The following is a 12895-nucleotide window of genomic DNA, read 5'->3' as shown; positions in this document are numbered from 1 at the left end:
CTCCTTTCGTGCCGCACCATGTCGCTCACGGGCCACCCTTTCGCGTTGACACCGCTGCTGTGGGGATAGGCGTAAGTGTCGCCATCGCCTTGATCCGGTATGTCCTCCCGCTCGGAGTTCGAAGAACTCACCGCCCTCACCGACGACATCCCCGATGGTGTCTGGCGAACGGTGGCCGCCGTCGGGGCTGCCCTCGTCGGGCTGTTGGTCTTCGCCAGCCTCGATCCGATCGTCGCGGTCGGTGTTCTCGCGCTGTTCGTCCTTGCGGTGACGCTCGTCAGCGCGGTCGAGATCGTCGACGCCTACGAGAAGCGCGCGCTGACGGTGTTCGGCGAGTACCGCAGCCTGCTTGAACCCGGTCTCAATCTGGTTCCGCCGTTCGTCTCCCGCACCTACGCCTTCGACGTTCGGACGCGCGTCATCGACGTGGCACCACAGGAAGCGATCACCCGCGATAACTCGCCGGTCACGGCTGACGCCGTCGTCTACTACCGGATCGTCGACGCGAAGAAGGCCTTCCTGGAGGTCGACGACTACGAGACCGCGATCTCGAACCTCGCCCAGACGACGCTGCGGGCCGTGTTGGGTGATATGGAGCTCGACGACACGCTCTCCCGGCGCGAGATGATCAACAGCCGCATCCGCCGCGATCTCGACGAGCCGACCGACGAGTGGGGGATCAGTGTCGAAGCTGTCGAAGTCCGGGAGGTCAGCCCCGCTGCTGGCGTCAAAAGCGCGATGGAAGAACAGAGCTCCGCCGAGCGTCGCCGCCGGGCGATGATCCTCGAAGCCCAGGGTGAACGCCGCTCGGCTGTCGAAACTGCCGAGGGTGACAAACAGGCCGACATCATCCGGTCGCAGGGTGACAAACAGAGCCAGATCCTCGAAGCCCAGGGTGATGCGATCTCGACTGTCCTGCGCGCCAAATCCGCCGAGGCGATGGGCGAACGCGCGATCATCGAACGCGGGATGGAGAGCCTCGAACGCATCGGCGAGGGCGACTCCTCGACGTTCATCATCCCGCAGGAACTCACCTCGCTGGTCGGTCGCTACGGCGGCCACCTCAGCGGCAGCGACATACAATCGGCGGGCTCAGCCCTCGAAAGCAGGGATTTCGATGAGGAAACGCGGTCGATTCTGGGTCTCGACAACATCGACGAGCTGCTGACGAATCTCACGGAGGCCGACCACTCGAATGTCGGTGTCGAGGTCGACGACGAGGAAGAACTCGAACCCGAAGTTGAGACCGAGTAGCTACTCGGCGTTTTGCCAGTATTCGCGCCACTCACGGAGCGGGACGCGCACCTCGCCGAGGCTGACGGTTACGTCACCGTCGAACTTCCAGCGGGCGGTTTCGGCGTCGGGGCTCATCCGCATCGGGACATCGAGGGTTACGTCGTCGAGTTCGCATTCGAGTGATTCCTCGTTGTCGGCGAGTTCGCCGGTGAGATAGTCGATCAGATCGAGCCAGTTGTCGACCGCCGGCGGCGGGTCGATCTCCTCGAACTGCGGGCTGGCGTCGGCCGACGATGAGTCCATATCTACCCTCTCACGGTGCACAGTCAAAGGCGTTTCCGCGGTTCCCAGCGTTTGATCATCGGCTGTCGCTCAGAACTCGGGCTCCGTTTCGGGTGCAACACCCTCGTCGCCGCCGTCAAGATCGAACTCCTGTCGCAACTCCCGAATCCGATCACGGATGTTGGCGGCCAACTCGAATTCGAGGTTGTTGGCGGCCTCCTGCATGCGATCTTCGAGCTGTTCGATCTGCCGGTCGGCCTCGTCGTCGGTCGTCGGCGAATCGCCTGCGACGCCGCCGGTGTCGGTTTTCGAGCCCGGCAGGTTCGTTTCGCCGATGGCTTTGTCAATCGTTGTCGGCTCGTGGCCGTGCTCCTCGTTGAACTCGCGTTGAATCCGGCGGCGGCGTTGGGTCTCCTCGATGGCGGCCTCCATCGCGTCGGTCGTCTCGTCGGCGTAGAGGACGACCTCGCCGTTGACGTTGCGGGCGGCCCGGCCCATCGTCTGGACGAGCGTCGTCTCCGAGCGGAGGAACCCCTCTTGGTCGGCATCGAGAATCGCCACCAGCGAGACCTCGGGGATATCGAGACCTTCGCGCAGCAGGTTGATCCCGACCAACACGTCGATCTCGCCGAGCCGGAGGCTTCGGATCAGCTCATGGCGTTCCAGCGTGTCAGTTTCGTCGTGCATGTAGGCGACATCGACGCCGCTCTCTTCGAGATACTCGGTCAGGTCTTCGGCCATCCGCTTGGTGAGCGTTGTGACCAGTGTTCGCTCGTCGCGTGCGATCCGCTCGTCAATGCGGTCGGTGAGATCGTCGATCTGGCCCGTGGCGGGTGCGGTTTCGATGGCGGGATCGACGAGGTAGGTGGGTCGGACGATCTGTTCGACGACTTGTTCGGAGTGCTCCATCTCGTAGTCACCGGGCGTCGCACTCACGTAGAGCATTCGCTCGGTTTTGTCCTCGAACTCCTCGAAGGTCAGCGGGCGGTTGTCGTAGGCCGTCGGCAGCCGGAACCCGTTTTCGACCAGTGAATCCTTGCGGGATTTGTCGCCCTCGTATTGGCCCTTGATTTGCGGGAGGGTGACGTGAGATTCGTCAACGACACAGAGGAAGTCGTCGGGGAAGTAATCGAGCAGGGTGTAGGGGGCTTCGCCGGATTCCCGATCCGACATGTGGACAGAGTAGTTTTCAATACCTGAGCAGTAGCCCGTCTCCTGCAGCATCTCGATATCGAAGGTCGTCCGCTCCTCGATCCGCTGGGCGGCGACGAGGTCGCCCTCGCGCTCGAAGTACCGGATGCGGTCTTCCATCAGCTCCTCGATTTCCCCGATGGCTTGCTCAAGCGTGCCCTCGGGAATCGAGTAGTGCTCGGCGGGGTGGATGAGGGCCGCTGGCTCGGTGGATTGCACCTCGCCGTTGAGTGTATCGATCTTCAGCAGACGGTCGATCTCGTCGCCCCAGAACTCGACGCGGACGGCGTAGCGGCCGTACATCGGAAAGATCTCGACGGTGTCGCCCCGAACCCGGAAAGAGCCCTGCTGGAAGTCAACGTCGTTGCGCTCGTAGTTGAGATCGACCAACCGAGCAAGGAGCTCGTCGCGGTCGATCTGCTGGCCGGTCGTCAGTTCGAGGGCCATCTCCCGGTAGTTGCTCGGATCGCCCAGCCCGTAGATCGCCGAGACGCTGGCGACGACGATCACGTCGTCTCGCGTCAACAGCGACCGGGTCGCGGAGTGTCGCAGCCGCTCGATCTCCTCGTTGATCGACATATCCTTGTCGATGTAGGTGTCGGTCTGCTCGACGTACGCTTCGGGTTGGTAGTAGTCATAATAGGAGACGAAATACTCGACGGCGTTGTCGGGGAACAGCTCCCGAAACTCCTCGTAGAGCTGGGCGGCCAGCGTCTTGTTGTGCGCCAAGACGAGCGTCGGTGTATCGAGTTCCTCGACAACCCACGAGACCGTGTTTGTCTTCCCAGAGCCGGTAACGCCGAGTAAGGTTTGTTCGTCCATTCCCGACTCGTAGCCCGCGACCAACTGCTCGATGGCGTCGGGTTGGTCGCCCGCGGGCTCGAACGGCGCGTCGACAGTGAAGGGGTGATCCTCGCCCGGACGGTCGGGCTGAAGCGGCCCGGACTCCGCGTCACTCATTGGCGATTGTTGGTAGCGAACGTACTTGACGACCGCGGTGAGCGAGTCGTCGGCATGATCGACTTGGCCTCGACCTGCTCGACCGTCGTCGACATGCTGATTCGGCATCGACGTGGCTCCCCGTGGTGTGTGACGCCATTCCAACCCCCTCGGTTTCGACTGGAAAACGCCGTCTCCGGCGTGCTCGCCGCTCGGTTGCACGCTGAGTCGGAGCCATTAGGAGCCCTCACGATATACATCGGCGTGTGACCGTTGGATCTGCCCTCCAAACCGGCCTTCGGCTCCTGGTCGACCGCCCAGCGGACGTGCTCCCGGTCTATCTGGTCGGGATCGGGCTGACCGCGACCGTTCGCGTCCCGCTGGTGGTGGCGATCGGTGCTGCCCTCGCGCTCCTCGTGAGTGACGGCCGTCTCGAAACGCTGGTGACCGAACTCGAAGCGTTCCTCCAATCGACCGATCTCGACCCGGCGGCGTTTGAAACGACACCGCCACCGATCCCGGCAGAGCTTGAAGCCGCCGTCGGCAACGTGTTCTCGCCGGGTATTGTCGCACTGCTTGGCGGCGGGGTCGTCGTCGCGCTTCTCGTCGGTGTTGTCGCCGGCGGTCTCTCGAATGCCGCTGTCCTTCACGGCATCTACGGGGCGCTCGTCGGCGACGACGGGGTTCGGGCGGCCCTCGGCGGGCTCGCCGACGATTGGCCCTCGTTTGTCGGGTTGTCGATCCTCCAGACGGTGTTTACCCTTCTCGGGCTTGTTCCCATCGTGATCGGCGTGGGGCTGTTTGCCCTCTCGCCGGCTGCGGGTTTCGCCGCCACCGCGGTCGGGGTGATACTCGGCGTCGGGCTGATCGTCGTCAGCTCGCTGTTGTTGGCGTTTACCGGCCAGTCGATCGTTGCCGACGATGTCGGGCTCGCCGGCGGTATTCGTCGCAGCGCGCGCCTGCCGGTTGCCCGCCCGTGGATGATCGTCGGCTACGTCCTCGTTGCCCTCACGGTCTTTGCGGTGCTCTCGATCCTTGGATCGCTGTTCTCGATGCTCGGTGTCTCACAGCTATCCGGCATCGTCGGGCCGCTGCTGTTGTTACCGTTTCTTGATATCTTCAAGTTCGGGCTCTACGCTGACCGATCGTTTCCGATCACGGCTGACAGCGACACAGTCGCAGACGAACACGCGACGAACCGACCCCACCGCACTCGGTTTGTCGCCGCGTTCCGCGATGGGCTGGTCGCCCTCGGTGGCTTTCTCCGCCGCGCGCCGCTGTCGGTGCTGTTTGCGACGGCTGTCTTCACCGCCGCGGCGATCGTCGGCTACCAGGTGACCGCCGGCTTCGGCGCGGAGATCCCGACCCCTGCTGAGCCGGGACTGGTGTTCGGCTCCTTCCCCGTCGATACGTTCGTCATGTTGGCGGCCAACAACTGGCTCGTGTCGGCGACAGCGGCCTTCGGCGGGCTGGCACTCGGCGTCCCCACCGGTGTCGACATGCTGCTCAACGGCGGGCTGATCGGCGCGCTGTATGGGGTGACTGACTCGACGGCGTTTCTCGCGTTGGTGGCACCCCACGGCGTCATCGAACTGCCGGCCATCTTCGTTGCCGGCGGGCTCGGGTTCCATATCGCGGCTGTCGTCCTCGGCGTCCTCACCGGCGGTGCGACCGTTACCACCCTTGTCGACACGCTTCGGCTGGCCTACCGGGTGTTGCTCGGGCTGGCGGTCGTCCTTGTCGTCGCCGCGTTCATCGAGGCGTTTCTGACGCCGGCGATCGCGGCGGCCGTGTTGTGACGGTGATCGCGGCGATCGTGTTGTGAGCTGCCACGAGCGACGCGGCGTCAGCTCTCTTCGGCCTCGATATCGAACTCGTCGGCGACGAGGCCGGCGGTCTCCGCCAGCAGCGCGACGACCAATGGTCCGACGATGACCCCGATCGCCCCGAGGCTCAACAGCCCGCCGACAAAGCCGATAAAGTAGAGGCTGCCGTCGAGATCGGCTGTCCGCCGCGCCAACCGCGGTCGGATCGCCAGATCCGGCAGCCACGCGATCAGCCCGCCGCCGACCACGCCGATCCCCACCGCCCCGACCACGTCGCCGGCGAGGAACTCCCCGATCACGAGGGCGGCGATCAACACACTCGGGCCGACGACCGGGATGAACTGGAGGATCGCGGCGACCGTTGCCAGCGCAAACGGTGAGCTGTACCCCCAGACGAAAAACACCGGCAGGGCGATCAGAAACGTCCCCAGTGCGGTGGCGGCCTGGAGCACGTACAGCGCGTACAGCGTTTCGCGGGTGCGTTCGTGGAGCGCGTGGGCGATATCCCGTTCGCTCGGCGGGATGACCGCGAGGACGCTGCTTCTGATGTCGCGTTCGTTGTAGAGCAGCGAGAACACCAACAGCACGAACAGCGTGAGCTTGATGAGCAACACGGGGAGGGCGGCGACGAGCCGGGTTGCCGCGGTTCGGAACCATGATTCGACAACGACCAACGCGTCAGCGATGACGATCTCGTCGCTGAACCCTGCGATCTCGATCGGGATCGTTGTCGGCAGCGAGCTCAGCAGCGCGACCACCTCGCTGAACCGCGCACCGACCAGATACCCGATCGGCGCGAACAGCGCGATCACACCGACGAACGCGGCGGTCGTCACCGCGACCGTCGCCGTGAGCCGTGAGCGACCCCGCTGTCGTAGCCACTGCCGCAACGGGGCCAGGAAAAACGCGACCGTCAGCGCGAAAAAGACCGTCCCGAGCACATCGATAAGGATGACCGCCGCCAGCCCGGCGATCCCGGCCAGTGTCCCCCCAAGCACGGCGAGTCGACGATCCATACCGGCATGCGTTCGGCCAGTCACAAAACCGTTCGTGCCGACCGTTGACTACGCCGTTCGTGTCGGTTGTCGACTATGCCGTTCGTGCCGATCGCCGACTACGGCGCGACGCCGACGGTCAGCAGCGTCCCCCACGTCCGGTAGCGGTCGACCATCGCCGCGCGTGTCTCCCAGTCGTCGGTCGGGAACGCCTCGGCCGGCGGAATCTCGATCTCGCGGTCGGCGATGGTGTCCTGTTCGGCGACATGGAGGCCGGCGTCCCGAAACGCCTCGCGGTACTCCGCCCTGTCCCAGCGTGTCATCTCGATGGTGATGTTGTCCTGCCAGGCGTGGCTCGCCTCGTTTTCCTCGTAGTAGTTGACCGCACAGTAGAATGTCCCGCCTGGTCGAAGGATGCGCCGGATCTCCGCAAGGGTGTGGCCCGGATCGCGGGCGTAGTAGAACGCCTCCATCGAGAAGACGTGGTCGACGCTGTTGTCGGCAAACGGCAGGGCGTCGAAGTCGCCGACGAGGAAGCCGACCGCGTCGTCAGCGGTGTAGTCGGCGGCGTTACGTGCCATCTCCGGCGCGCCGTCGAGGCCGTATCCGCGGCCGATATCGGCGGTCTCCCGCAGGGCGCGCAGCGCGTAGCCGCTGCCCGTACCGAGGTCGACGACGATGTCGCCCGGCTCGATCGGCATCCGGGCGAGGACGTGTTTGGCGGTATGCCAGTGGCGATCCTCCATCCCTTTGTCGCGGCCCTCGGCGGCCCAGCTATCGAACTCCTTGCGTGCGCTCATAGCTGGCTCTTTGCGGCGAGGGCCTAAACACATCGGCATTGCCGCCACGGCGGCCCGCCGATTTATCACGACGACGCTCTTCTGGCCTGTATGCGACCGCGCCCGATCCTTCCGTCCGGCAGCCGGCTTCGGCGTCGGTTTCGATTCGCCGACTCCGCCCAACAGCTTGTTGGCGGCTTCCTGCTGGCCGGTCCGTTTGTCGTCACCGAGGAGGTCTGGGTGTTGGCGGCGAGTATGGGCCAGCTTCAGGCGGCACTCACCATCGTTCTTGTCGCGTTGATCGGGTACGGCGCGCTCTACCGGGCGGACACAAAACGCGATCCCGAGGACGAACAGCAGGTCGCCGGCGTGCCGATCCGATTCATCTCGCTGATGGTCGTCGCCTTCGGCTCGGTGGCGATCCTCGCGGCCGTTTTCGACGCGCCGGCGACGTTTGTCGGCTCGCCGCCGGCCGTCCCGATATACGAGGTCGCCACGGTGACGTTCCGGGCGATCAGCGTCGGCGCGGTCTTCAGCGTCGTCGGCGCGGCGACCGCTGACAGCGTGTTCTAACGCTCGGCCGTGTCGGTTTTTACCGTGTTGTCAGGCGATCCGGTCGTACTGATCGGCCAGCTTCTCGGCGGCGTCGGCCATCAGCTTCGTCTCGTAGTCGTCGAGATCCCATTCGACAATCTCCTCGACGCCGTCGTCCCCGAGTTTCGCGGGGACACCGAAGGCGGTGTCGTCGTGGCCGAACTCGCCGTCGAGAACGACCGAGCAGGGCAGCACCTCGCCCGTGTCGTTGAGGATCGCTTCGACCGTGTGGGCGACGCCGGTCGCCGGCCCCCACTGGGTCGCGCCCTTCCGCTCGATCACGTCCATCGCCGACTGTTGGAGATCCGCGAGTATCTCGTCTTTCTCGTCGCCGTCGAACTCGGGGTCGCGGCCGTCGACGCGCACCTTCGAGAACACCGGCACCTGCGAATCGCCGTGCTCGCCGAGGATCGTTGCTTCGACGTTTTTGACCGGCGCGTCGAATCGTTGGCTCAGGACGTAGCGGAACCGCGCCGAATCCAGCCGGCCGCCGAAACCGATGACGTGCTCGCGGGGGCGGTCGCCCGTCTCGTAGAGGTGTCGGTTCAGCAGGTCGACCGGGTTCGAGGTTGTGACAGTGACGAACTCGTCGTTGTGCTCGGCCAGCGACGCGCTGATGTCTTCCATGATCGGCGCGTTGTCCTCGGCGAGATCGAGCCGCGTGTCACCCGGCGACCGCGGGATTCCGGCGGTGATGACGACCACGTCCGAGCCGGCGGTATCGGCGTACTCGCCCTGCCGGACGACCGTATTCGAGTCGTAGGCGATGCCGTGGTTGGTGTCGGCGGCTTGGCCGACCGTCTCGTCTTCCATATCCGGGATGTCGACGAAGACGAGTTCGTCGACGACATCCCGCAGTGCGAGGTTGTAGCCGGTCGCCGCGCCGACGGTGCCCGCCGCACCGACGATTGACACTTTTGCCATGTGTTGACATCCGTCCGGATTTCGAGTAAGCGTTTCGGTGATTTCACCTCCGTTGTTCAGCGACGACCAGCCAAGTAGCTGGGTCAGCCGGCCGATCAGCCGCACTCCTGGCGGACTGAAAGGGCGAGGCTCTCCCGGCGAACCCGGACGACGCAAGCACCGCAGTGAGCGAAGCGAACGAGGAGCGCAGCGAGTCCCGGGAGCCGAGAGAGCCGAGGGCTTTCTATATGTAATCACTCACTCAACCGCTTATCTGAATATGACCGTTCCATCGAGCCGCTGTGTTTTTCCGGTGTCCGCCCGTCTCCTCGCGTATGAGCGACTTCGATAAGGAAGCCGAACGCGAGAAGCTCCGGAAGAAGTACGCCGACGACGAGGCGAAACGGGCCAACACCAAGCGCATGAGCGAGCTGTTGCTGAAGGGGGCGACGATGACGAACCAGCACTGCGATGAGTGTGGTGACCCGCTGTTCAGTCACGACGGCCAGACGTTCTGTCCGACCTGTCAGGCCGGCACCCAGCAGCCAGCCGATGCGCAGCAGCAGGCTGACACGCAGCAACCGATGGACACCCAGCAGGCAAACGGGGCACAACAGCCAGCCAACGCTGCGCAGTCGCCCGCGACAGAACCCGAGTCGTCGGCGACGCAGCCGCAATCGACGCCGACCGATACGCCCGCGACCAACGGCCATCCTGGCGCGAGCGATGGCCGACCTCCGGAGCCGACCCAGCAGTCGACGCAGCAATCGACCTCGCAGTCGTCGCCCCCGACCGAGGGACTCACCACGGCTCGCCAGTCACTCATCGGTACGATCACGCGCTTCTCCCAGCAGGCCGCCAAAACCGACGATCCGCGCCGTGCGAAGGAACTACTGGCTGCCGCCCGTGAGGCCGCCGAAACGCTGCGCGCGCTCGAATTCGAGTAGCGACACGCTGCTCTTCTCGCGGTGGTGGCTCTCTTACAGAATCAATCTCTTCTACTGCCCGTAATCGAATCGCCGTGCAGGCGTAGCGGAGCTATGCAGCAGTTCTGTACTCCGATTCTCCGTAATCGACAGTGATCTCGGCGGCATCGCGCTGCCGGGTACTGCCGCACTCTGAGCACTTCTCGAAGGCGACGAACTCCGACGTATCAACCGACCGGAGTTCGTACTCGTGGGAACACACTGTTTTCCTGATTTTTCGAATCATATGCGTTGCGTAGGTGTTGTTGCTAATAAATTTAAGGACTAAGCGATACACTATCCGGTTAATAGTTTATACGACCTAATATTGGTCGAGTATGGATATTTGAACTATAGAATTGAATTACTCAGATCTCTCACCTTGGTCAACTGACCCAGCCGTGCTGCCTCAGCGTGTGTAACGCTCACATACTGCTCTACAGCGAGAGAAACGTACTCATAGGCACTCACAACGGGAGTTCTTCCACTGGAGATATCTCCTCGCTCGCTCCAAAATACGCGCCCTGCAATCCCGAACAAGAGGGGGAACCGAGCGACGGAGTAACTGCCACACTCAGCTCAGCACGAACTCTCACCGTCGACTACTCGCCGTCGTACTCGCTGCCGACGACATCCCGAATCTTCTCAGCGGTCACCGCGCCGACGCCGTCGGCTTCCAGCAGGTCGTCCTCCCGTGCGGTCATCACGGCTTCGACCGTCCCGAACTCCTCCAGTAGCGACCGTGCCGTCACAGGGCCGATGTCGGCAATCGAGGCGACGACGTACTCCTGCTGTTCGGCCAGCGTCTTCGTGCTCTTTTCGCCGTGCACCGACACCTCGCGGTCGCGGGTCTCCTGCTCGCGGCGGGCGATGGTCGCCAGCAACTCGGCGGTCTCGCTCTCGTCCTCAGTCCGGAGGATGCTCGCGTTGAAATCGACCGCGAGACTCGACAGCGCGCCGCGGATCGCGTTCGGGTGGACGTTGCGCTCGCTGTAGAGGTCGTCGCCCTCGACGATGACGACCGGCCGGCTGTAGTTGCGGACGAGGTCGCCGACCTGCTCGAACATCGACCGGTCGCCGCCGGTCAGCGTATCGAGGAAGTCCGCGACCGATTTCCGCTCGACGGCGACTCGGTCGGAGAGGACGTAGTCGCCGACCGCCAGCGTTTCGAGGCGGGTCGTGATTCCCTCACGTTTCGAGAGGTCGCGGGCGACCGTCGATTCCAACTCGCGTTGGTCGGCGACGATCTCGACCTCGTCGGTGTCGGTACCGGCGTTGGCGACGATTTCTTCGTCGGTGTCGCTCTCTACGTCGCTGCCGTTCGCTGTGTCGCTGTCGTCGTCGCTCGTCTCATCTACGCTTTCGTCGTTGCCGTCGGTTTCGCCGAAATCCGCCAAGCCGGGCTGGCTCTCGGTGGCCTCGCTCCCACCGTTCGTCGCTGCCGATGTAGCGACTCCATCGCTCGCGTCGCTGGCCTCGCCGTCGAACTGATCGAGCGCGGACTGATCGTCGTCCAACTCTTCCTCGACCTCGTCGGCGACGCCCTTCAGTTGGCGGAGCTCGGACTCCATCTGTTTCTCCTTGCGGCGGGCGATCCAGAAGTACGCCTCGTCGCGCGTGTCGTTGGCCAGCAGGACGACGACGCGGCCGGTCGTCTGCCGCCCGGTGCGACCCTTTCGCTGGATCGACCGGATCGCTGTTGGCACCGGCTCGTAGAACAAGACGAGATCGACTTCGGGCACGTCCAGTCCCTCCTCGGCGACCGACGTGGAGACCAACACGTCGAACTCGTTGTTGCGAAACCGATCCAGCGTCTCTTGCTGTTCGGTCTGGGTCATCCCATCCGATCCTTCCTTGTCGCCTTGCCCGACGAACCGTTCGGTGGCGAAGCTCTCACTCAGGAACTCGGTCAGGGCTTCGGCGGTGTCGCGGGATTCGGTGAAGACGATCACGCGCTCGCCGTCGTTGATCCCCAGCGTTTCGGCCAGCAGGATTCGCGTCTGTGAGAATTTCGGGTGGCGGTCGTCGAAGCTCTCGATTTTGCGCATTGCCTCCCGGACTTTCGGCTCGGATACGAGTCGCTGGCTGGCTTTCGAGGCTCCCGAACTCTCGGCGGCGTTGCGCTGGCGTTCGAAATACCGCCGGACGGATTCGACGCTCTGGGTTTCGACGAGCGTCACCGCGCGCCGGAGCTTCATGATCTCAGCGTGCGTTGACATGCCCTGATAGCCCTCCGACTGGTCGTTGTCCATCAGTTTTCGCAACTCCGCGCTGATCTTGTTGAGCTGTTTCTGGGAGATGTCGGGGCTCGTCGCCTTCGTCACGCCGAGTTCGCGCAGTTGTTCGAGCCGATCCGAGATCACCTCGTTGAGGCCGTCCCGAATATCGAGCAGTTCCTGCGGGAGGTCGATCCGTTTCCATTCCACGTCGGTGTCGTGCGTGAACTCGTCAACGTCGGCGTCGTCTTCGGTCATTACTTCGACGCCGTCGAGACCGAGGTTTTCGCAGATGGTCTCGATGTCCTCTTTGGTGCCGCCGGGCGACGCGCTCATCGCGGTCACGAGCGGCTGGTCGGCGTCGGCGTGGTACCGCTCGGCGATGTAGACGTAAGCGTAGTCGCCGGTGCCGCGGTGGCACTCGTCGAAGGTGAGATGCGTCACGTCGGCCAGCGAGATCCGGTTACCGACGAGGTCGTTTTCGACCACTTGCGGCGTGGCGATGACGATTTTGGCTGACTCGAACAGCTCGGCGCGATCCTCGGGACGCACTTCGCCGGTGAAGACGACGATCTCGTCGTCGGGAATCTGCAGAGCTTCCCGGTAGAACTCGGCGTGCTGCTGGACAAGGGGTTTCGTCGGTGCGAGCAGGAGCGCGGTGCCGCCGACCTCCTGCAGGCGTTCGGCTGTCACCAGCAGGCTAACCGTCGTTTTGCCGAGGCCGGTCGGCAGACAGACGAGCGTGTGGCCCTGTTTCGCGGCGTCGGCCAACTGGAGTTGGTAGAGCCGCCGCTCGATGAACGCCTCGGCGAGCAGCGGGTGGGAGATGTAGCCAACGTCTTCGGTGGCCGCCATTGGGCGCGGTTCGGCCGCGTCGCGGTTAAGCGTTCGCCGAGCAGGGTGGAAGTGAAGTAGTAGTTTTCAGATTTAGCAGTAGTTGAGAGGTGTAGAAAGCCCTCGGCACTCTCG

Annotated in this window: 11 protein-coding genes; 4 read left to right on the top strand and 7 right to left on the bottom strand. The window is 64.0% G+C overall.

The features are described from left to right. Positions 1-99 precede the first annotated feature (99 nt). A complete protein-coding gene (locus tag EWF95_RS09360) occupies positions 100-1254 on the top strand; it encodes an SPFH domain-containing protein (protein WP_142443790.1) in 1155 nt (384 codons plus the stop codon). Here the strand turns inward: EWF95_RS09360 and EWF95_RS09355 are convergent, their stop codons facing one another. Continuing rightward, positions 1255-1539, bottom strand: coding sequence for a hypothetical protein (locus EWF95_RS09355; protein WP_142443789.1), 285 nt, complete (start codon positions 1537-1539; stop codon positions 1255-1257). Between the two features lie 69 nt (positions 1540-1608). Then, on the bottom strand, positions 1609-3669 hold the full coding sequence (uvrB, locus tag EWF95_RS09350) for an excinuclease ABC subunit UvrB (RefSeq protein ID WP_142443788.1): 2061 nt from the start codon (positions 3667-3669) through the stop codon (positions 1609-1611). A 245-nt stretch (positions 3670-3914) separates the two neighbouring features. Between uvrB and EWF95_RS09345 the strand changes: the two genes are divergently transcribed. Further along, positions 3915-5447: a stage II sporulation protein M gene (locus tag EWF95_RS09345; RefSeq protein ID WP_142443787.1), complete on the top strand. Its 1533-nt coding sequence runs from the start codon at positions 3915-3917 to the stop codon at positions 5445-5447. A gap of 47 nt (positions 5448-5494) precedes the next feature. Here the strand turns inward: EWF95_RS09345 and EWF95_RS09340 are convergent, their stop codons facing one another. Next, positions 5495-6490 carry an AI-2E family transporter gene (locus EWF95_RS09340; RefSeq protein WP_142443786.1) on the bottom strand — a complete coding sequence of 332 codons (996 nt, stop codon included), beginning with the start codon at positions 6488-6490 and terminating at the stop codon, positions 5495-5497. Positions 6491-6588: 98 nt separating this feature from the next. Beyond that, positions 6589-7269: a class I SAM-dependent methyltransferase gene (locus EWF95_RS09335; protein WP_142443785.1), complete on the bottom strand. Its 681-nt coding sequence runs from the start codon at positions 7267-7269 to the stop codon at positions 6589-6591. A gap of 90 nt (positions 7270-7359) precedes the next feature. Here EWF95_RS09335 and EWF95_RS09330 point away from each other — a divergent pair, with 90 nt between their 5' ends. Continuing rightward, positions 7360-7821, top strand: a complete 462-nt coding sequence (locus EWF95_RS09330; RefSeq protein WP_142443784.1) for a DUF2391 family protein — start codon at positions 7360-7362, stop codon at positions 7819-7821. A gap of 30 nt (positions 7822-7851) precedes the next feature. Here the strand turns inward: EWF95_RS09330 and mdh are convergent, their stop codons facing one another. Then, complete coding sequence (mdh, locus tag EWF95_RS09325) at positions 7852-8766, bottom strand: malate dehydrogenase (protein WP_142443783.1); 915 nt, start codon at positions 8764-8766, stop codon at positions 7852-7854. 314 nt (positions 8767-9080) lie between these two features. On the opposite strand from mdh, the gene EWF95_RS09320 reads away from it, so the two are divergent. After that, on the top strand, positions 9081-9692 hold the full coding sequence (locus EWF95_RS09320) for an Sjogren's syndrome/scleroderma autoantigen 1 family protein (protein ID WP_142443782.1): 612 nt from the start codon (positions 9081-9083) through the stop codon (positions 9690-9692). 91 nt (positions 9693-9783) lie between these two features. Here the strand turns inward: EWF95_RS09320 and EWF95_RS13585 are convergent, their stop codons facing one another. Both EWF95_RS13585 and EWF95_RS09315 read right to left on the bottom strand, forming a co-directional pair. Then, positions 9784-9957 (bottom strand): hypothetical protein, encoded by a 174-nt coding sequence (locus tag EWF95_RS13585; RefSeq protein ID WP_185911754.1) that lies wholly within the window; start codon positions 9955-9957, stop codon positions 9784-9786. Between the two features lie 355 nt (positions 9958-10312). Then, positions 10313-12781, bottom strand: coding sequence for a DEAD/DEAH box helicase (locus tag EWF95_RS09315; RefSeq protein WP_142443781.1), 2469 nt, complete (start codon positions 12779-12781; stop codon positions 10313-10315). Positions 12782-12895 lie beyond the last annotated feature (114 nt).

The sequence above is a fragment of the Halonotius roseus genome (assembly GCF_006861655.1).
In the GTDB taxonomy this organism is placed as follows: Archaea; Halobacteriota; Halobacteria; order Halobacteriales; family Haloferacaceae; genus Halonotius; species Halonotius roseus.
The sequence above is the reverse complement of the archived record's forward strand: the minus strand, read 5'-3'. Positions and strand labels throughout refer to the sequence as shown.

Coding starts and splice junctions, on each gene's coding strand:
- uvrB (WP_142443788.1), bottom strand. CDS start 3,669: ATGAGTGACGCGGAGTCCGGGCCGCTTCAGCCCGACCGTCCGGGCGAG.
- mdh (WP_142443783.1), bottom strand. CDS start 8,766: ATGGCAAAAGTGTCAATCGTCGGTGCGGCGGGCACCGTCGGCGCGGCG.
- EWF95_RS09355 (WP_142443789.1), bottom strand. CDS start 1,539: ATGGACTCATCGTCGGCCGACGCCAGCCCGCAGTTCGAGGAGATCGAC.
- EWF95_RS13585 (WP_185911754.1), bottom strand. CDS start 9,957: ATGATTCGAAAAATCAGGAAAACAGTGTGTTCCCACGAGTACGAACTC.
- EWF95_RS09340 (WP_142443786.1), bottom strand. CDS start 6,490: ATGGATCGTCGACTCGCCGTGCTTGGGGGGACACTGGCCGGGATCGCC.
- EWF95_RS09335 (WP_142443785.1), bottom strand. CDS start 7,269: ATGAGCGCACGCAAGGAGTTCGATAGCTGGGCCGCCGAGGGCCGCGAC.
- EWF95_RS09315 (WP_142443781.1), bottom strand. CDS start 12,781: ATGGCGGCCACCGAAGACGTTGGCTACATCTCCCACCCGCTGCTCGCC.
- EWF95_RS09360 (WP_142443790.1), top strand. CDS start 100: ATGTCCTCCCGCTCGGAGTTCGAAGAACTCACCGCCCTCACCGACGAC.
- EWF95_RS09330 (WP_142443784.1), top strand. CDS start 7,360: ATGCGACCGCGCCCGATCCTTCCGTCCGGCAGCCGGCTTCGGCGTCGG.
- EWF95_RS09320 (WP_142443782.1), top strand. CDS start 9,081: ATGAGCGACTTCGATAAGGAAGCCGAACGCGAGAAGCTCCGGAAGAAG.